General features: G+C 63.1%; 13 protein-coding genes. 2 read left to right on the forward strand and 11 right to left on the reverse strand.

Annotated features, from left to right (window positions below; genetic code table 11):
* Positions 1–42: 42 nt before the first annotated feature.
* Both msbA and PP4_RS25200 read right to left on the reverse strand, forming a co-directional pair.
* The gene (gene msbA, locus PP4_RS25195; RefSeq protein WP_016501919.1) at positions 43–1,851 is read right to left on the reverse strand and encodes a lipid A export permease/ATP-binding protein MsbA; all 1,809 of its coding nucleotides are present in this window, start codon (positions 1,849–1,851) and stop codon (positions 43–45) included.
* 15 nt (positions 1,852–1,866) lie between these two features.
* Positions 1,867–3,042 carry an O-antigen ligase family protein gene (locus tag PP4_RS25200; RefSeq protein ID WP_016501920.1) on the reverse strand — a complete coding sequence of 392 codons (1,176 nt, stop codon included), beginning with the start codon at positions 3,040–3,042 and terminating at the stop codon, positions 1,867–1,869.
* 101 nt (positions 3,043–3,143) lie between these two features.
* Here PP4_RS25200 and PP4_RS25205 point away from each other — a divergent pair, with 101 nt between their 5' ends.
* A complete protein-coding gene (locus tag PP4_RS25205) occupies positions 3,144–3,749 on the forward strand; it encodes a protein kinase family protein (protein ID WP_016501921.1) in 606 nt (201 codons plus the stop codon).
* 3 nt (positions 3,750–3,752) lie between these two features.
* Here PP4_RS25205 and PP4_RS25210 read toward each other — a convergent pair whose 3' ends face one another.
* From PP4_RS25210 to putP, 9 genes are all read right to left on the reverse strand, one after another.
* The gene (locus PP4_RS25210) at positions 3,753–4,844 is read right to left on the reverse strand and encodes a glycosyltransferase (protein WP_016501922.1); all 1,092 of its coding nucleotides are present in this window, start codon (positions 4,842–4,844) and stop codon (positions 3,753–3,755) included.
* Positions 4,845–4,881: 37 nt separating this feature from the next.
* Positions 4,882–5,655 (reverse strand): glycosyltransferase family 2 protein, encoded by a 774-nt coding sequence (locus PP4_RS25215; protein ID WP_016501923.1) that lies wholly within the window; start codon positions 5,653–5,655, stop codon positions 4,882–4,884.
* Between the two features lie 64 nt (positions 5,656–5,719).
* Complete coding sequence (locus PP4_RS25220) at positions 5,720–6,676, reverse strand: glycosyltransferase family protein (protein WP_016501924.1); 957 nt, start codon at positions 6,674–6,676, stop codon at positions 5,720–5,722.
* Positions 6,677–6,724: 48 nt separating this feature from the next.
* A complete protein-coding gene (locus tag PP4_RS25225; protein WP_016501925.1) occupies positions 6,725–8,128 on the reverse strand; it encodes a PIG-L deacetylase family protein in 1,404 nt (467 codons plus the stop codon).
* Positions 8,125–9,021, reverse strand: a complete 897-nt coding sequence (locus PP4_RS25230) for an antimicrobial resistance protein Mig-14 (RefSeq protein ID WP_016501926.1) — start codon at positions 9,019–9,021, stop codon at positions 8,125–8,127. Before PP4_RS25230 ends, PP4_RS25225 begins: the two co-directional genes overlap by 4 nt.
* On the reverse strand, positions 9,021–10,151 hold the full coding sequence (locus tag PP4_RS25235; protein ID WP_016501927.1) for a glycosyltransferase: 1,131 nt from the start codon (positions 10,149–10,151) through the stop codon (positions 9,021–9,023). The genes PP4_RS25230 and PP4_RS25235 overlap by 1 nt, the downstream gene beginning before the upstream one ends.
* Positions 10,135–11,892: a carbamoyltransferase family protein gene (locus tag PP4_RS25240; protein WP_016501928.1), complete on the reverse strand. Its 1,758-nt coding sequence runs from the start codon at positions 11,890–11,892 to the stop codon at positions 10,135–10,137. The genes PP4_RS25235 and PP4_RS25240 overlap by 17 nt, the downstream gene beginning before the upstream one ends.
* A 220-nt stretch (positions 11,893–12,112) precedes the next feature.
* Positions 12,113–12,949, reverse strand: coding sequence for a 23S rRNA (adenine(2030)-N(6))-methyltransferase RlmJ (locus tag PP4_RS25245; RefSeq protein ID WP_016501929.1), 837 nt, complete (start codon positions 12,947–12,949; stop codon positions 12,113–12,115).
* Between the two features lie 185 nt (positions 12,950–13,134).
* On the reverse strand, positions 13,135–14,613 hold the full coding sequence (putP, locus tag PP4_RS25250) for a sodium/proline symporter PutP (RefSeq protein WP_041168145.1): 1,479 nt from the start codon (positions 14,611–14,613) through the stop codon (positions 13,135–13,137).
* A 355-nt stretch (positions 14,614–14,968) separates the two neighbouring features.
* Here putP and putA point away from each other — a divergent pair, with 355 nt between their 5' ends.
* The gene (gene putA, locus PP4_RS25255) at positions 14,969–18,922 is read left to right on the forward strand and encodes a trifunctional transcriptional regulator/proline dehydrogenase/L-glutamate gamma-semialdehyde dehydrogenase (protein WP_016501931.1); all 3,954 of its coding nucleotides are present in this window, start codon (positions 14,969–14,971) and stop codon (positions 18,920–18,922) included.
* Positions 18,923–19,527: the final 605 nt, after the last annotated feature.

A 19,527-nucleotide genomic window follows, 5' to 3' on the forward strand; every position in this document is an offset into this window, starting at 1 on the left:
CCCGTGACAATCGGGGCCGTTACGGCCCCGATCAGGGAGGACTCAGGTGATATCGGCCTTGGCCGGCTCATCCAGGCCCATGGCGTGCAGGCGGGCATAATGGCCATTGGCCGCGAGCAGTTCGGCGTGGGTGCCACGCTCTACCAGACGCCCTTGGTCCATGACCAGGATCTGGTCGGCCTTCTCGATGGTCGACAGCCGGTGGGCGATCACCAGCGTGGTACGGCCTTGCATCACGTGGTCCAGGGCAGCCTGGATGTGCCGCTCGGATTCGGTATCCAGGGCCGAAGTAGCCTCGTCGAGAATCAGCAGCGGCGCGTTCTTCAGCAGTGCCCGGGCAATGGCCAGGCGCTGGCGCTGGCCGCCAGAGAGCAGCACGCCGTTTTCACCCACCTCGGTGTCGAAGCCCTTCGGCAAGCGGTCGACGAACTCCTTGGCGTAGGCATCGGCCGCAGCGGCTTCGATGTCTGCGCGCGGGGCACCCGCCAGATCGCCATAGGCGATGTTGTTGGCCACGGTGTCGTTGAACAGTGTGACGTGCTGGGTCACCTGCGAAACGTGGCGGCGCAGGTTGCGCAGGCGGTAGTTCTCGATCTCCACGCCATCGAGCAGTATCTGCCCCTGGTCATGGTGATAGAAACGCGGGATCAGCGACGCCAGGGTCGACTTGCCGCTGCCAGAGCGGCCAACCAGGGCGATCATCTGCCCAGGCTCGGCGACAAAGCTGATGTCGCTCAGCACTTCACGCTCGGTACCCGGGTAGGTGAAGCTCAGGTTGCGCACTTCAAGGCGCCCTTCCACGCGGTCTTTCTCGACCGTACCGGTGTCCAGTTCAGGCTCTTCGTCCAGTTGCTCGAAGATGCTTTCTGCACCCGCCAGGCCCTTCTGGATGGTCGAGCTGACTTCCGACAACTGGCGAATCGGCTTGGGCAGCAAGCCGGCAGCGGTAATGTAGGCCACCAGGTCACCGGCGGTAGACTCACCGCGCAGGAACAGCACCAGGAACATCAGCGCGGCCATGGCGCTGTAGATCACCAACTGCAGCATCGGCGTATACAGCGAGCCGGTCTTGGTCATGCGCAGCTGCTTGTCGGTGTTGCTCTGGCTAGCCCTGCTGAAGCGCTGCTCCTCGTAAGCCTCGCCGCCGAAGCTACGCACCACGCGGTAACCCTGGATGGTTTCCGAGGCGACGTGAGTGACATCGCCCATGGCCACCTGGATTTTCTTGCTCTGCTTGCGGAATTTCTTGCTGGCAATGCTGACCATCACCGCGATCACCGGCAGGATGGCGACCATGACCAAGGTGAGGTGCCAGTTCATCCACAGCAGGTAGGCAAACAGGAACACCACGGTCAGGCCTTCGCGGATGACCACCTTGATTGCATCGGTGGCAGCACCGGTGACCATGGTCACGTTGAAGGTGATACGTGAAATCAGGTGCCCGGAGTTGTGGTTGTCGAAGTAGCGGTTGGGCAGTACCAGCAGCTTGTTGAACAACTCCACGCGCAGGTCGTGCACCAGGCACAGGGAAACCTTGGCCAGGAAATAGTTGCCAAGGAACGACCCCAGGCCCTGCCACGCGGCGATCAGGATGATCAGCAACGGCACCGCCTGCAGCAATTGCAGGTCGCGCAGGTAGGGGACGTTAGGGAACAACACCGCTTCAGGGTTGCTCAACCCGTCGACAAAATACTTGAGGATCCCGGCCAGCATCGGCTGGGTCGAGGCAAAGATCACAAAACCGACAATGCTCAGCAGGAAAATGCCGACATAGGGTTTCACATAGCCCAACAGCCGGAAGTAGATCTTCAGGCTGGAGGTGTGCTCCGCCGGACGCGGTGTTTCGGCCATTATCGAGCTCGCTGTTCAGGTTGAACCGGAAATTTTACCACAGGCGTCATTTTCGGCACGCCCCCATGGCAGCATCATGGCAAGGCCGACAGGCAGCCAGCTGATGAACCATTCGGCACGTGGCGTACCGGTGAGGCTGGCGGCATCGAACTGCATGGCCAGGGTCGAATACACCCAGAAGCCCAGCAGGACCTTGCCAAACAGCGTGCCGCGCGCGCGAATGATTTCACCCAGGGTGAACAACCACACCATGACCCAGAGCAGCATGCCCGGCAGGCCCATCTCTACGGCAACGTGGGTGAACATGTTGTGGGTGTGGTCAAAGTGTTTGCCCACCGCACTGACGTCGTAGGCAGCCCCCAGGCCCAGACCGGTCCAGGGGTGGGCGGCAATCATGTCGACCACGGCATGGAAAATTTCCGGCCGGTAGGAGGAGCCGCGCTTGGCGATCAGGTCGTACACCACATAGAAAGCAACGCCGGTAGCAAAGACTGCCAGGATGGAAAACACCCGGCTGTGGCGGTCACGGAACCACAGCGGCGCCATGATGACGGTGAGCACCAGGGCCAAAAGCGCGCCACGGCTCTGGCTGAGCATGGCAAACGCCCCCAGGCAAGCCAGTGCCAAAAGCCACAACAGCTGCAGGCCACGCTGCCGAGGCGGCTCGTAAAGCATGAAAAGCACCGCCGCACCGACGACATATGCCCCCAGGATGGGGTGCGATATTTCACCGATACCCTGCAGGCGGGCCCGCCAAGGCATGCCAAGCACGCCATAGAAATGAATGACCGAAACCAGAGCGGCAACAGCCAGCAAGGCACTACCGAGCAGCAACAGCTGGCGAATCCTCGCCAGGCCAAGCTGGGCCAGCAACGGAAACGCCATCAGGAACACCAGAATGTAGACCAGGCGCTTGATCTCACGCCCCGGGTCCTCTGCCGATGACCAGACCAGGCTCAGCCCACTCCAGGCCAACAGCAACAGCAAACTCATCCACAGTGCCGGCTGACGCTTGCAGGCCTGCACCAGCACCTCGCGGGCGGACCATGCCAGCACCAACGTCGGCAGCCACAGGAACAACACCAGCCCTTGCTGATAAATCTTGTTGCTAGGTGCCAAGGCAATCGCCGCCAGGAACCAGACCAGACCCAACCCCAACCAGACCCGTGCCCAGTTTTTTTGATACAACATCCTTTTCCCCCGATGAATCAAAGACACCATCCATGGTGCTACCGCATTATTTTCGGCATTATTGCCGGTCATTTTGCTCGCCAGACGACAAGGCTCTATTCATGCAATGCTCCCGGCTCACCCAGGTCGACTTCGATCAGCTGACACAAGGCGCACAGGTGCTTGAGGCAGACAGCCATGGCGCCAAAGTCTACCTGCTCGCGGATGGTAATTTCCTCAAGGTTTTTCGTAGGAAGCGGCTGATTTCATCTGCACTGCTGCGTCCTTACTCGCAGCGCTTCGTCGATAACGCCGCGCGCCTGGCGGAACTTGGCATCCCCACCCTCGAGGTGATCAGCCAGCACAAGCTCGACCTGCCAGGCCGCACCGCCGTGCTGTATCGCCCGCTACCCGGGCGCACCTTGCTGCAAATGTCGCGCGATGAAGGCTTCAGCTGGGACACTTACCTGCCGGAACTGATCCAGCTGGTCCGCCAGTTGCACCGCAACGGCGTGTACTTCCGCTCGCTGCACCTGGGCAATGTGGTGGTCACCCCTGAGCAGCAGCTCGGCCTGATCGATGTTGCCGACATGCGTTTCCTGCGCCCGCCGCTGTCGGCACGCATGATTCGGCGCAATGTGCAGCACATGGTGCGCTATATCGAGCGGGAGAACCTGGGTGACCGGTTCCCCCTCGCCGCCTTCGAGGCAGCCCTGCTGGCGCGCTGAAGGTCAGTTGCGCAACAGGCTCTGCGAGCCGTTGCAGAAGGCCTGCCAGGCCTGCTCCGGCGCCAGCGCCTGGCGCTGCCTGGCGGCTACCGCCGGGGCACCGAGTGCCGTACAGCGCTCGATCGCCTCAGCCCAGGCGCTTTCGTCGGCAATGGGCAGGTAGCCACCCGTATCGCGCAACTGCTCGCGGAACACCTGAAGGTCACTGCACACCACCGGCACATCGGCCATCACGGCCTCTTGCACCACCAGCCCGAGGCCTTCGGAACGCGAAGGCACCAATAGCCAGTCGAATGCCCGATACAGCTGCTGCAGGTCTTCACGGTGACCGCGCAAGTGAACACGCCCGGCCAGGCCCAGCGCGTCGATACGCGCCTGCAGCACCGCATGCTGCGGCCCCTCACCAATGATCGCCAACTGCAGGCCCGGTTGCCGTGCATTGGCCTTGGCGAATGCCTCGATCAGCATTTCGAAGCCTTTGCTCTCTACCAACCGCCCTACCGCGCCCAGCATCACCCCGTCGGTCTGAGGTAATTGCAGCGCCTGCCTGGCCTGGTCCCGGCTCAGCAACGGCTCGACAAACGCCAGCGGATCAAGCGCCATGCGCAGGGTCTGCACCGGCCGCCCCAGGTCATGCTCCAGCGATTCAGCCAGCGTATGCGACACGGCCGCGATGCTCAGCCGCTCGGCCGGGAGCATACGCAACAGGCGAATATCGCTGCTGTTCAGACGGGTCTTGCCATGGAACAGCACCTTGGCCCGCACCTGGGGAATGTTCTGCAACAGCGGCAGTACCAGCCGCGCGACACCAATACCGTCGAGCAGCACGATTTCTGCCTTGGCCTCGGTCAGCGCCTTGCGCAAACGCATGCGCAACCACGGCCGCAGCAGGCGCCACAGGTGTCGCCCTTTCAGCGCTCGTGGCGGCATGTGCCACTCCCGGGTCGAACCGAGCCCACAGCAGAGCCCGCTACCCAGCAGCAACCAGTTACTGATCCGGGCATCGGTACCGGCGTGCGACAGCACTTGCCGATGCACCTTGTGGATGGACATGTACGGCGTTCCACCCGCCCACATCATATTGACGATGTTCATGGGCCCTCTCCCGCTCATGTCAGGTGGGACAGCGACTTCATTGAACAAAAAGGGTGATACCCATGCCGATCAAGGCACCTGTCACCAGCGTCAACGCCAGTTTGATCCGGTCACGTTGGCGACGCTTGGCCTTGCGCTCCACTTCAATGGGCAAGGTCACGTGATTGCCAAATCCAGTGTGCAATACTGCATCACCCTCCAAGGTGACCGCTGTCAGATTTAACTCAGCGTAGCGCCGGGAAAGCGCCTTCTCTCCAGCATAGGCGGCAAATGGCGCACAGCGCTGGTAATCGCTCAACCGACGCAGGCCGGGGTTGAGCGAAAATGCCTGCCATTCGGCCTTGTCGGACAGCAGCGGGTAGCACGGCACACCGGCGATGATCTGGCGATCGCCCAGGTGGATGTACGGGCTGTGGACGGCCAGGTCATGGGCATGGCTGCGCAGCCACACCTGCAACAGGTTGGGGCTGACATCCAGGATGGCCCGCGAATCTTCGACAAAGCCCTGGCGGTAGAAATGCCAGTCGTCTTCGCAGTGGAAGATGTACGGCGTCTTGACGTGGCTGTAGGCCAGGTCGATTGACGGCAACTGGCCGAGTTTGGGCCGGTTCACGAACACCTTGCAGTACGGTTTCCAGTGCTCTGGCACAGCGCCATGCACGGCATCGTCACCGGAATCTTCGGTGATGAACACTTCGCGAATGGGCGCGGTGTTGTAGCGATCGAAACTCTCAAGGGTATCTTTGAGCAGATCGAACCGCCCACAACTGGTCACGACAAGCGTGACGTCACTCTCTTCTGAAAAGCGCACCGGACTCCCTCCGCATTGCGACTATCGGCTTGCGACACCCGCTCCTGGGCGCGAAAGCTCTTGTTTAGATGCCCAGCTTCAGGCGCAGCCGCTGCCACGCAGACAACGGCGGATGGGGCCTGAGCGCCGGGCGCATATGGTCGACGATGCTACGTCCAACTGCGGCGAAACTGAAACGGGAAACCGCCAGATGGCGGCCATTTTCTGCAATCTGCCGAGCCAGCTCAGGGTCTGCACGCAAACGGCGGAGCTTTGCCTGAAGGGTCGGGATGTTGTCATAGAACACCACGTTGTGCATGTCCTGCAGGCCCAATGCGCGGTTTTCTTCCTCGCCCTGGTCGTACGCCAGCAACACACAACCACAGGCCATGGCTTCGAAGTTCTTGATCATGTATTCGCCCATGCCAACGTCGGCACTGACGAAGAAGCGAATACGGTTCAGCGTGTTGCAATAGTCTTCACCCGACTTGGTACGGGTTACCAGCAGGTTCTCGACCTGCCCCAGCTCGTCCAGCAGCGCCTTGCGCCCGCTGTAGGCCACGCTGTTGACACTACCGACGAAGGCCAGTTCGATGTCGCGCTCACGCCCCTGGTCGGTCAGCAATTGCTCGTCGTAGCCCTTGGGCACGAACACCGCATCGAAACCTTCCTGGCGCAGGCGCTCGCTGACCATGTAGCCAGAGCTGATCACCCGTGCCCATGGCAATTGGCGGTAATGAGCGCTGAATTTGCCGGTGTACTTGCACGGAATGTAGTTCTGGTAGGCGTCGTGCTCGAGGATGACCAGGTTCGGTACGGTGCGGATGAAGGCCACTTGGCGGATTTCCTGCTTGAAGCGCAGGAAGAACACGATGCGGTCATAGCGCTCGACCTGCACTTCGCGCTTGAAATAGCGGCGCAGGTTGCGCTGGTCTTCGCTGGTCAGCCAACGCAGGTCGCACTCGCAGTTGGCCGCGACGCCATCGTACAGGCGGTCGAGAATCGCCCGCTGTTCCTTCTGCACCAGAAATAGGACTTTCATTGCTTTCCTTGGGCGCTCTGCGCCATCGCGGTCAACCATGGGGCGTGCTTACAGCTCGCGCCGCCAGAACAGCTCGTGTCGGCGCACGGCCTTGCGGAAGAACTCGTTCTCCCCGTAAGGCGAGGGCCGCCGCCCGGCCAGCCAGCGTTGCAGCAAGCGGCGCAGGCGGCGCTTGAACGGCCCGGGCGGCTGCAGGTCGTGCATCATGCCCAGGGCCATGGCCTTGTCATGCTGGGTAGCCAGGTCCAGCACCAGGCTGCAAGGTGCCCAGGCCTGCGCAGCACTCAACTGCGGAGGCAAGGCCACCCCATCGCCGCTGTCGCCCATGGGCCAGCGGTCGTTGTCATGCAGGTGGTTGGCGTAGCACAGCAGGGTTTGTGGCTGCCAGGCCAGGCCTTGCAAGGCTTCAAGCACTGCTGCTTGTGCACAGATGTGATCAAGGTGCGGGTCGAGCTGCGGGTGCGGCATCACCAGGACTTCTGGCTTGGCCATTTCCAACAGGGCACGCAGGTCGGCCAGCAGGTTGTGCCAGGTTGGCGCGCCATCGCGATCGGCCGGCAGCGGGAACGGGTTGAACTGGCGGAACACGCGGATATCGGCGAGGTCGGCCTCCCGGGAGGCTGCCGGCTGGTCGGGCGCTGCCTGCATGGCAGGCAGTTGCAGGCAGAAGTAACCCAGTTGCACGCAACGCGACTCCGGCACACCGGCCCAGCGCGGCACCGCGATGCTGTCCCAGGCGCGCAGGCGACCCTTCAGGCGCGCTGCCTCGGCCTTGTCCAGGCCCATCTGCTGGTAGTGCTCGGCCTCGATTTCACCAGCGGTCAGCGTCACTACCCAGGTTTCATCCGCCTGGCTGTAAAGGCCATAGGCAGCCAGCTCGGCGTCGTCGGCATGCGGTGCAATCACCATCACCCGGCGCCGCTGCAGTTCGACCGCCGGGGTTATCCACAGACGCGGCTCGCCCAGCAGCCGGCAATGACGACCACGCAGGCGCAACGTGCCGGCTTGCAGTGGCGCAGCCAGGCCGGTCAGGTTGAGGAATCGCACGCCATCGACGCCACGCTCGAAGGTTTGCCGGTCGGCCTGCTCAGCCGCCACCAGCACAACCTGCGGGTCGAAGAACCGCCCCAGCCAGCTGCCTTTTACCCGCAGCTCCAGCACAAGGGTTTCATCGCCCTGCAATGCGCAGTCAGCCTTGAGCAGCCCATCGTGCAGGCTGACAGGAACTGCCCGCGCCTGTTCACCGAAATCGTAGGTGTAGTCCTCGCCTGGCGCATAGAACAGATGGTCGGCAAACCAGGCCTCGTGGGCGGCCCAGAGCAGCGGCAACAGCAACAGCGGCAGCCACCACCAGGCCAATACCCCGAGGGCGATCAGCGCTACCAGGCCGGTCAGCAAGCCCAGGCGCTTGTTGCGCCGATGGCGCTTGAGCAACTGCTGCTTGCGGCTCACGCCTGATACACCGGCACAGGGTTGCACCAACGGTCCTTGTATTCGCGGTCGGCACGGCCAAACGAGAAGCGCAATGGCTTGTTGCGCGCCCGGGCATCTTCCCAGGCGGCCTGGGTATTGAGGAAGCTCAATACGCTCCCGGGGCTGAAGGCCTTGGTTTCCGGGTCTACACCGCCATTGATGTACTCGACACTGACCCATCCCGGCGCTTCGACGCGGTACACCAGCTGAATGGCAATCGGCTTGCCGTCCAGCATCAGCACCGAGCCGATCAGCAGCTCGCGCAGGCGCTCCAGCACCTCGGCCATGCGCTCGGCACCGGTGGCCGGGAAGCCCCAGCGGCGCTGGAACAGGTCGCAGTACATGCTGGCGATTTCCTGCGCACTGAAGTCGCTGATCGGGCGTACCACGCCACCCGCCTCTTCCAGCAGGCGCAGTTCGCGGCGCTGGTTGTAGCGGAATTTCTTCGACAGGTCTTCGTGCGCCCGCGCCATCGCCAGCTGTTCCTTCTGCGCCTTGAGGCCGCTGAAACGGCCCTGGCACAGTTCGGACAGGTAGCGTGCGGTATGGCGCAACGGTGCGGCGGCATCGGCCGCCGCTGGCAGGATGATTTCGGCATTGCCCAGGTCGAACAGGGCTTTTTTGCCGGCACGTTTGAGCACGTCCTTGGCCAGCGCCAGGTGGCGCCCCCAGGTCGGGATGGCGGCTTTCAGTTCGCCGGCCTGGTACCAGCCCAGGTAACGCACCGGGATCTGCGCCAGGTCAGCCAGTTGCTCGACCACCAGCGGATGGGTGGCGACACTGCCGCCAAAACGCGCCCACGCCTCGGCATAGGCCTGGGCGTCGATCGTTTGCCAACCGCGCTCGCGGAAGGCCTGGATACGATTGAGCATCAGGCCTGCCCCACCAGCGCACGTACTTGCGGCAGCTGCCAGAAGGCCTCGCGTACCGCTTGATCGGAGAAGCGTTCATGCAGGCGCTGCAGCATGTGCCCGGCACAGGCCTGACGCTGTTCAGCGTCCAACGTGGCCATATGCTTCAGCCCGTGGGCCAACTGTGCGGCATCGCCTAGCGGGAACAGCACCCCCACACCCTCGACCACTTCGCGGGCCCCGCCACAGGCCGTGGCCAGCACCGGCACGCCGGCAACCATGGCTTCGAGCAGCACCATGCCGAACGGCTCATGGTCGGAGCTCAGGGCGAACACGTCGAAGGCCTGGAAGTAGCGGCGTGCATCCGGCACCTGGCCCAGGAAATCCACCTGCCCGGCAATGGCCAGCTCGGCGGCCAGGGCCTTGAGTTCCGCTTCCAGCCGGCCTTTGCCGAGGATCGCCAGACGCGCACCGGCCGGCAGCGCGGGCAGCGCCTGTGCAAAACCACGCAACAGCGTGGCCTGGTCCTTGTCCGGGTGCAGGCGCCCGACGTTGCCGACGACCCACGCCTGGGCATCCAGGCCCAGGGCCTGGCGTGCCTCGACGCGCGGCACCAGGGCTGTTTGCAGCGCGTCGATGTCGATGCGGTTGTACAGGGTCTGGATGCGCTCGGCCGGCCACTGCGGCAGGCAGCGGCGCATGTCGTCACGCACCGCGTCCGACACGCCCAGCAGGCTCAGGCGCTTGCTGAACAGGTTGGCGAACAGCCGACGGCCTTTGCGCTCATAGTCGCCAAAGGCATGGTGCACGCCAATGACCGGCAGGCCGGTACCCAGCAAGGCCACGTAGATGGGCTTGAAGCGGTGGGCAATGCAGAAGGCGAAGTTGCGCTCGGCCGCGATGCGCCGCAAGGCACGGATTGCACCGAGCTTCAGGCCACGCACAGCCTTGGAGCTGAACTCCAGAAACAGCACCTCGTCCGATGCGCAGCCGGCCGCTACCTGCGGGTCGGCTGCACCGGTGAGGAACACCGTGGTGACCTGGTAGCCACGCCCCTGGAACAGGCTGGCGTACTGACGGGCACAGTCGAGGAACGGCCCGTCATAGCCATGGCAGAACTGCAGGATGCGCGGTTCAGAGCGGCTGGTCATACGCGGCCGCGCCGTCCTTCACAACCAGGATGTCTTCCATGATGAGGTACTGCAGGTCCGAGCCGAAGAACATGTTCAGGGCGTCGGTCGGCGAGCAGATCATCGGTTCACCGCGGCGGTTCAGCGAGGTGTTCAGCGACACGCCATTGCCGGTCAGGTCTTCCAGCGCCTTCATCATGTCGTAGTAGCGCGGGTTGTACTCGCGCTTGAGTACCTGGGCACGCGAAGTACCGTCCTCGTGCACCACTTCCGGTACGCGGGTCTTCCACTCTTCAGCCACTTCGAAGGTGAAGGTCATGAACGGTGCCGGGTGGTCGACCTTGATCATCTGAGGGGCAACGGTGTCGAGCATCGACGGGCAGAAAGGTCTCCAGCGCTCGCGGAACTTGATCTGGTGGTTGATGCGGTCAGCCACGCCTTCGACGCTTGGGCAGCCAATGATCGAGCGGCCACCCAGGGCACGCGGGCCAAACTCCATGCGGCCCTGGAACCAGGCCACCGGGTTGCCATCGACCATGATCTGGGCGATCTGCTGCGGCATGTTGTCGAGCTTGCGCCACTTCGGCTGGTCCGGGTGACGGGCGCAGGCGGCGATGACGTCTTCGTTGGAGTACGACGGGCCGAGGTAGACGTGTTCCATCTTCTCGACCGGTACGCCACGGGCGTGGGAAACATAGGCGGCCGCGCCGACAGCAGTACCGGCGTCGCCAGAGGCCGGCTGCACAAACAGTTCTTTCACGTCCGGGCGGGCGATGATCTTCTGGTTGAGCTTGACGTTCAGCGCACAGCCGCCGGCGAAGGCCAGCTTGCCGGTTTCACGCAGGGTGTCGCCCAGGTAGTGGTCGATCATCTGCAGCGCCAGCTTCTCGAACAGCGCCTGCATGCTGGCCGCGTAGTGAATGTAAGGCTCGTCGGCGATATCGCCTTCGCGCTTGGGGCCCAGCCATTCGATCAGCTTTGGCGAGAAGTAGAACCCCTTGCCCTTCTCTTTATAGCGGCGCAGGCCGATGACGTTGGCGTACTCGGTGTTGATCACCAGCTCGCCGTTTTCGAAGCTGGCAAGGCGCGAGAAGTCGTACTTGCTGGCGTCGCCATACGGCGCCATGCCCATGACCTTGAACTCGCCGTCAAGCATCTCGAAGCCGAGGAACTCGGTGATTGCGCCATACAAGCCGCCCAGGGAGTCCGGGTCGAAGAATTCCTTGATCTTGTGGATCTTGCCGTTTTCGCCGTAGCCAAAGAAGGTGGTGGCGTATTCGCCTTTACCGTCAATGCCGAGGATCGCGGTTTTTTCCTTGAAGCCCGAGCAGTGGTAGGCACTGGAGGCGTGGGCCAAGTGGTGCTCGACTGGCTCGATCTTGACTTTTTTCGGGTCGAAGCCCAGCTGCTCCAGGCACCAGACGATCTTCTTACGGTAGCGCTTGTAGCGACGGTTGCCCATCAGGATGGCGTCGAGGGCGCGATCCGGGGCGTACCAGTAACGCTTGGCATAGTGCCAGCGCGCCTTGCCGAACAGGCTGATCGGGGCGAACGGGATGGCTACCACGTCGACGTCGGACGGCTTGATGCCTGCCTGCTCCAGGCAGAACTTCGCCGACTCGTAGGGCATGCGGTTCTTCGCATGCTTGTCACGCACGAAGCGCTCTTCTTCGGCGGCGGCAATCAGCTTGCCGTCAATGTACAGGGCCGCGGAAGGGTCATGGCTAAGGGCGCCGGACAGGCCAAGAATCGTCAATGCCAAGGGATTAGCCTCTTCATTCGGTAAAAATGCGCCAGCGGCCTCTTGGGCGGGTGGCGGCTAAAGGGCGGGATTATAACGCAAACATGCGCGCAACGCGGCAACCTGTACTGGCCTCATCGCCGGCAAGCCAGCTCCCACAAGTACTGCATCTCCCTTGAGGGCAGTGGTGTTCCTGTGGGAGCTGGCTTGCCGGCGATGAGGCCAGTACAGGCAAGCAATACTATTCGGCGATGAGCCAGTCCATGCGGTAGCTACCGTCCGTCTGGGCCAGCTCTTTGGCGAGCCACGGCAGAAGCTCCTTGAGCTCTTCTTCCAGGCCCCACGGCGGGTTGGCGATGGCCAGGCCCGAACCGTTGAGGCCCTGCGGGCTATCCTGATGGTGCACATACAGCTCGACCCGCAGCAGCTTCGGCGCGCCGGTGCTGGTCAGGTCCTGGTAGTAACGCGTCAGCGAGCGCTGGTCCTTGATCGGGTACCAGATGGCCGCGACAGTCTGGCGCATGCGGCTGATCGCCTCTTTCATGGAATTGGTGCAGCGCTTGAGCTCATCGGCCTGCTCGAACGGCGGGTCGATCAGCATGATCGCGCGCTTTTCCTGCACCGGCAGCAGGGCCCTGGGCACATGCCAGCCTTCGCCCAGGTGCACGACCACACGCGGGTCTTTTTTCATGTTCTCTTTGAGCAGCGGCCCGTCTTCAGGGTGCTTCTCGTTGAGCAGCGCGCGATCTTGCTGACGCATCAGGCGGCGCGCCAGTTCGGGCGAACCGGGGTAATAACGCAGCTCACCGTCGGCGTTCAGGCGCTTGATGACACGCAGGTAATCGGCAGCCATGGCCGGCACATCATCGCGGCCCCACAGGCGGGCGACGCCTTCCAGGTACTCGCCGGTGCGGGTTGCCTGGTCGCCTTGCAGGTCGTACAGACCGAGCCCTGCGTGGGTATCGATGTAGGCGAACGGCTGCTCCTTGCGCGACATCAAGGCGATGAGGCGGGTCAGCACGATGTGTTTGAGGACGTCGGCGTGGTTGCCGGCGTGGAAGGCGTGACGATAGTTCATGGCAACTCCTGCGAAGGCGGCAAGTTTACCTTGCCTTGCAGGCGGAGTCAGGCCTGGCTGCTGATCGGCGGCGCCTGCTTGGCGGGTAAACCCGCCCCCACAGGGCCTGCACAGTTCTCAGACCCTGCGCAGTACCTGTGGGAGCGGACAAGCCCGCGAAGAAGGCAACGCCGACTCAACGGGTATTACTTGTCAGCGTGATACGCCGCGTCTGCTGTCTCGAAGCGCTGCACCATCGCTTTCGACGGGCTGCCCAGCTTGCTCACCAGAACAATGGCGATGCTCGCCAGCAGGAAGCCCGGGATGATTTCGTACAGGCCCCAGGTATCGATCTGCTTCCACAGGATCACGGTCAGTGCACCAACCACGATACCGGCCAGCGCGCCGTTACGGGTCATGCCTTTCCACAGCACCGAAATCAGCACCACCGGGCCGAAGGCCGCACCGAAGCCAGCCCAGGCATAAGCCACCAGGCCAAGCACGCGGTTTTCCGGGTTGGCAGCCATGGCGATGGCAATCAGTGCCACGGCCAGTACCATCAGGCGACCGACCCACACCAGCTCGACCTGCGAAGCGTTCTTGCGCAGGAAGGCCTTGTAGAAGTCTTCGGTCAATGCACTGGAACACACCAGCAGCTGGCAGCTCAGGGTGCTCATCACCGCCGCAAGAATGGCCGACAGCAGCACACCGGCGACCCATGGGTTGAACAGGATCTTGGCCAGCTCGATGAAGACACGCTCATGGTTCTCGGTGACCGGGCCTGCCAGGTCAGGGTTGGCCGAGAAGTAGGCGATGCCGAAGAAGCCCACGGCGCAGGTACCAGCCAGGCACAGGATCATCCAGGTCATGGAGATACGGCGAGCCTTGGCGATGGATTTCACCGAATCGGCGGCCATGAAGCGCGCCAGGATGTGCGGCTGGCCGAAGTAGCCCAGGCCCCAACCCATCAGCGAGATGATGCCGATGAAGGTGGCACCTTTGAACATGTCGAAGTTGGCCGGGTTCACCGCCTCGATGGCAGCAAAGGTGGTGTCGAAGCCGCCAGTGGAAATCAGCACGATCACCGGGGTCAGGATCAGCGCAAAGATCATCAGCGAAGCCTGCACCGTATCGGTCCAGCTCACCGCCAGGAAGCCACCCACGAAGGTGTAGGCGATGGTAGCTGCGGCGCCAGCCCACAGGGCAGTCTCGTACGGCATGCCAAAGGTGCTCTCGAACAGACGGGCACCGGCAACGATGCCAGAGGCACAGTAGATGGTGAAGAACACCAGGATGACGATCGCCGAAATGATACGCAGCAGGCCGCTATTGTCTTCGAAACGGCTGGCGAAGTAGTCCGGCAGGGTCAGCGCATCACCGTTGTGCTCGGTCTGCACGCGCAGCCGGCCGGCCACGAACAGCCAGTTGAGGTAAGCACCAACGGTCAGGCCGATGGCGATCCAGGCCTCGGACAGGCCCGAGAAGTAGATGGCGCCCGGTAGGCCCATCAGCAGCCAGCCGCTCATGTCGGATGCGCCGGCGGACAGCGCGGTGACCACGCTACCCAGGCTGCGACCGCCCAGAATGTAATCGGAAAGGTTGTTGGTGGCGCGATAGGCGGCGAAGCCGATCAGCACCATTGCTGCGATGTAGATCACGAAGGTGATCGTTAGTGGATTGCCCATGCGTGTGCCCTGGCGTTTGTTTTTATCATGCGCAACCACAGCGATGGCGGTTGCACCCAGGCGGCGAATGCTATGCAACAACGCAAAGAAGGTGCAACCATTTTTCTTTTGCAAGTTGCACCCGCTTGAGCATTTTTTGTAAAAGCCACTTTTTTGCTCCTTTTTGGCGCATCAAGCCAATTTTTCAGACCAAAACGAACCGGAAACGCCCCTTTTCACGGTGTGGAAATGTCTGTCAGACGAGTTGCACCTTTTACACAAAAAATTCGGGTTGCACCTGGTTGCACCCGAATTGTCCTACAGCTACTCTTGGCGCCAGCTTAGGCCACAGCCGTGGCAATAACGAGGATAAGAAATGGCGACGACCACCCTTGGGGTCAAACTCGATGACCCAACCCGTGAGCGACTCAAGGCAGCTGCGCAGTCGATTGACCGCACGCCGCACTGGTTGATCAAGCAAGCGATCTTCAATTACCTGGAGAAGCTCGAGGGTGGTGCCACCCTGACCGAACTCAACGGCCACGCCACCAGCCTGGCTGATGATGCCGGTGATGTTCAGGCCGACCACAGCCACCAGTGCTTCCTCGAATTTGCCGAAAGCATCCTGCCACAGTCGGTACTACGTTCGGCGATCACCGCCGCCTACCGCCGCCCCGAGCAGGAAGTGGTACCAATGCTGCTGGAGCAGGCGCGCCTGAGCGCACCGCTGGCCGAGGCCACCAACAAGCTGGCCGCTGGCATCGCCGAAAAACTGCGCAACCAGAAGAGCGCTGGCGGTCGTGCCGGCATCGTCCAGGGCCTGCTGCAGGAGTTCTCGCTGTCGTCCCAGGAAGGCGTGGCGCTGATGTGCCTGGCCGAAGCCCTGCTGCGCATCCCCGACAAGGGCACTCGCGATGCGCTGATCCGCGACAAGATCAGCACCGGCAACTGGCAGCCGCACCTGGGCAACAGCCCCTCGCTGTTCGTCAACGCCGCCACCTGGGGCCTGCTGCTGACCGGCAAGCTGGTCAGCACCCACAATGAATCCGGCCTTACCTCCTCGCTCACGCGCATCATCGGCAAGAGCGGCGAGCCGATGATCCGCAAGGGCGTCGACATGGCCATGCGCCTGATGGGCGAGCAGTTCGTCACTGGCGAGACCATCGCCGAAGCACTGGCCAATGCCAGCCGCTTTGAGGCCAAGGGTTTCCGCTATTCCTACGACATGCTCGGCGAAGCCGCGCTTACCGAGCACGATGCGCAGAAGTACCTGGCGTCCTACGAGCAGGCCATCCACTCGATTGGCAAGGCCTCCCATGGCCGCGGCATCTATGAAGGCCCGGGCATCTCGATCAAGCTGTCGGCACTGCACCCGCGCTACAGCCGCGCCCAGTACGAACGCGTGATGGAAGAGCTGTACCCGCGCCTGCTGTCGCTGACCCTGCTGGCCAAGCAGTACGACATCGGCCTGAACATCGACGCCGAAGAAGCCGACCGGCTGGAGCTGTCGCTCGACCTGCTGGAGCGCCTGTGCTTCGAGCCGTCGCTGGCGGGCTGGAACGGGATCGGCTTTGTCATCCAGGCCTACCAGAAGCGCTGCCCGTACGTGATCGACTACGTCATCGACCTGGCCAAGCGCAGCCGCCACCGCCTGATGATCCGCCTGGTGAAAGGCGCCTACTGGGACAGCGAGATCAAGCGCGCCCAGGTCGAGGGCCTGGAAGGCTACCCGGTCTACACCCGCAAGGTGTACACCGACGTGTCCTACGTCGCCTGCGCCCGCAAGCTGCTGGCCGTGCCAGAAGCCATCTACCCGCAGTTCGCCACCCACAACGCCCACACCCTCTCGGCCATCTACCACATTGCCGGGCAGAACTACTACCCGGGCCAGTACGAGTTCCAGTGCCTGCACGGCATGGGCGAGCCGCTGTACGAGCAAGTGGTCGGCAAGATTGCCGATGGCAAGCTGAACCGTCCGTGCCGCGTCTATGCACCGGTCGGCACCCACGAAACGCTGCTGGCCTACCTGGTGCGTCGCCTGCTGGAAAACGGCGCCAACACCTCGTTCGTCAACCGCATCGCCGACCACTCGATTTCCATCCAGGAACTGGTCGCCGACCCGGTCGCCAGCATCGAGCGCATGGGCACCCAGGAAGGCAACATCGGCCTGCCACACCCGCGTATCCCGCTGCCGCGCGACCTGTATGGCACCGAGCGGGCCAACTCGGCCGGCATCGACATGGCCAACGAACACCGCCTGGCGTCGCTGTCCTGCGCCATGCTGGCCACCGCTCACAACGACTGGAAGGCCGCCCCGCTGCTGGCCTGCGCCGCCAGTGAAAGCACTGCCGCGCCGGTACTGAACCCGGCAGATCATCGCGACGTGGTCGGCCATGTGCAGGAAGCCACCGTTGCCGACGTCGACAACGCCATCCAGTGCGCACTGAACGCCGCGCCGATCTGGCAGGCAACCCCGCCCGCCGAGCGTGCTGCCATTCTGGAACGCACTGCCGACCTGATGGAGGCCGAAATCCAGCCGTTGATGGGCCTGCTCATCCGCGAGGCCGGCAAGACCTTCGCCAACGCCATCGCCGAAGTGCGTGAAGCCGTGGACTTCCTGCGCTACTACGCCGTGCAGGCACGCAACGACTTCAGCAACGACGCCCACCGCCCACTGGGCCCGGTGGTGTGCATCAGCCCGTGGAACTTCCCGCTGGCGATCTTCACCGGCCAGGTAGCTGCCGCCCTGGCTGCCGGCAACCCGGTGCTGGCCAAGCCAGCCGAGCAAACCCCGCTGATCGCTGCCCAGGCCGTGCGCCTGCTGCTGGAAGCCGGCATCCCAGAGGGCGTGCTGCAACTGCTGCCAGGCCGCGGCGAAACCGTCGGTGCCGGCCTGGTCGGTGACGAGCGCGTCAAAGGCGTGATGTTCACCGGCTCCACCGAGGTTGCCCGCCTGCTGCAGCGCAACGTCGCCGGTCGCCTGGACAACCAGGGCCGCCCGATCCCGCTGATCGCCGAAACCGGTGGCCAGAACGCGATGATCGTCGACTCCTCGGCACTGACCGAGCAGGTGGTTATCGACGTGGTTTCCTCGGCCTTCGACAGTGCCGGCCAGCGTTGCTCGGCCCTGCGCGTGCTGTGCCTGCAGGAAGACTCCGCCGACCGCGTGATCGAAATGCTCAAGGGCGCCATGGCCGAAAGCCGCCTGGGCTGCCCGGACCGCCTGGCCGTGGACATTGGCCCGGTGATCGACGCCGAAGCCAAAGCCGGCATCGAGAAGCACATCCAGGGCATGCGTGAGAAAGGCCGTTCGGTCTATCAGGTCGCCATTGCCGATGCTGCCGAGGTCAAGCGCGGCACCTTCGTGATGCCGACCCTGATCGAGCTGGACAGCTTCGACGAACTGAAGCGCGAAATCTTCGGCCCGGTGCTGCACGTGGTGCGATACAACCGCCGCAACCTGGACCAGCTGATCGAGCAGATCAACGCCTCCGGCTACGGCCTGACCCTCGGCGTGCACACCCGCATCGACGAGACCATCGCCAAGGTGGTGGAAAACGCCAACGCCGGCAACATGTACGTCAACCGCAACATCGTCGGTGCAGTGGTAGGCGTGCAGCCGTTCGGTGGTGAAGGCCTGTCTGGCACCGGCCCGAAAGCCGGCGGCCCGCTGTACCTGTACCGCCTGCTGTCGACCCGCCCGGCCGACGCGATTGGCCGCCACTTCCAGCAGCAAGATGGCGAAGGCAAGCCAGACCGCACCCTGCACGAACAGCTGGTCAAGCCACTGCACGGCCTGAAGGCCTGGGCCGAGAACAACCAGCTGGCCGACCTGGCCGCGCTGTGCAGCCAATTCGCCAGCCAGTCGCAGAGCGGCATCGCCCGCCTGTTGCCTGGCCCGACTGGCGAGCGCAACAGCTACACCATCCTGCCGCGTGAGCACGTGCTGTGCCTGGCTGACAACGAGGCTGACCTGCTGGCGCAACTGGCTGCAGTACTGGCCGTTGGTAGCTCGGCGGTGTGGGCTGACAGCGAACCGGGCAAGGCCCTGCGGGCCCGCCTGCCGCGTGAGCTGCAGGCCAAGGTCAAGCTGGTGGCGGACTGGAACAAGGATGACGTGGCGTTCGACGCCGTGATTCACCATGGCGACTCGGACCAGCTGCGCAGCGTGTGCCAGCAGGTGGCCAAGCGTGCTGGTGCGATCGTCGGTGTGCACGGGCTGTCCAGCGGGGATCACCAGATTGCGCTGGAGCGGTTGGTGATTGAGCGGGCGGTGAGTGTGAACACTGCGGCTGCGGGGGGTAATGCCAGCTTGATGACCATTGGCTGATTGCTGTTGATAAAAAAGGGGAGCTTCGGCTCTCCTTTTTTATGGGCGCATATCTTGAGATGCTTGGCGCCTGTGAGATCGAGCGCCGCCCGCGCGGCGCATCGCGACGCAAGGCCGCTCCCACATCTGTTTCGGGCCAGTCTCTCCTGTGCCTATGGCGCGCGCACCCTGGGTGCATGGCTGGAGATCGATAAAGAGCGACTGTGCCCCCTTCAATACCGCATGGAACAAACAAGGCGGACAGCGGTGGCCTCACAGGATGGACTGGCCCGAAACAAATGTGGGAGCGGCCTTGCGTCGCGATGCGCCGCGCGGGCGGCGCTCGGTCTCACAGGCGCTGAAATGTTGTGACGACCACCTGGCCGCCTTCACGCAACCGGAAGGCAAGCCCTCACTGCCTTCTGTTGTCATTGTTCGATCCCCCGGAATTTCTGTAATACCTGGGCCGGCCCTTTCGCGGGCACTCACAACACGTCAATCGACCTCGGCGCACACTGCGCGTAATCCCCGGCCTGGATAAAGGTGTCTTCGAGGGAAGGGGTGTTAGGAGGTGGATCGGGAACTATCTTCAGCACTGGATTTTCTCTCGTTAAGGACCACCACCA

The sequence above is a fragment of the Pseudomonas putida NBRC 14164 genome, assembly GCF_000412675.1.
Taxonomy (GTDB): domain Bacteria; phylum Pseudomonadota; class Gammaproteobacteria; order Pseudomonadales; family Pseudomonadaceae; genus Aquipseudomonas; species Aquipseudomonas putida.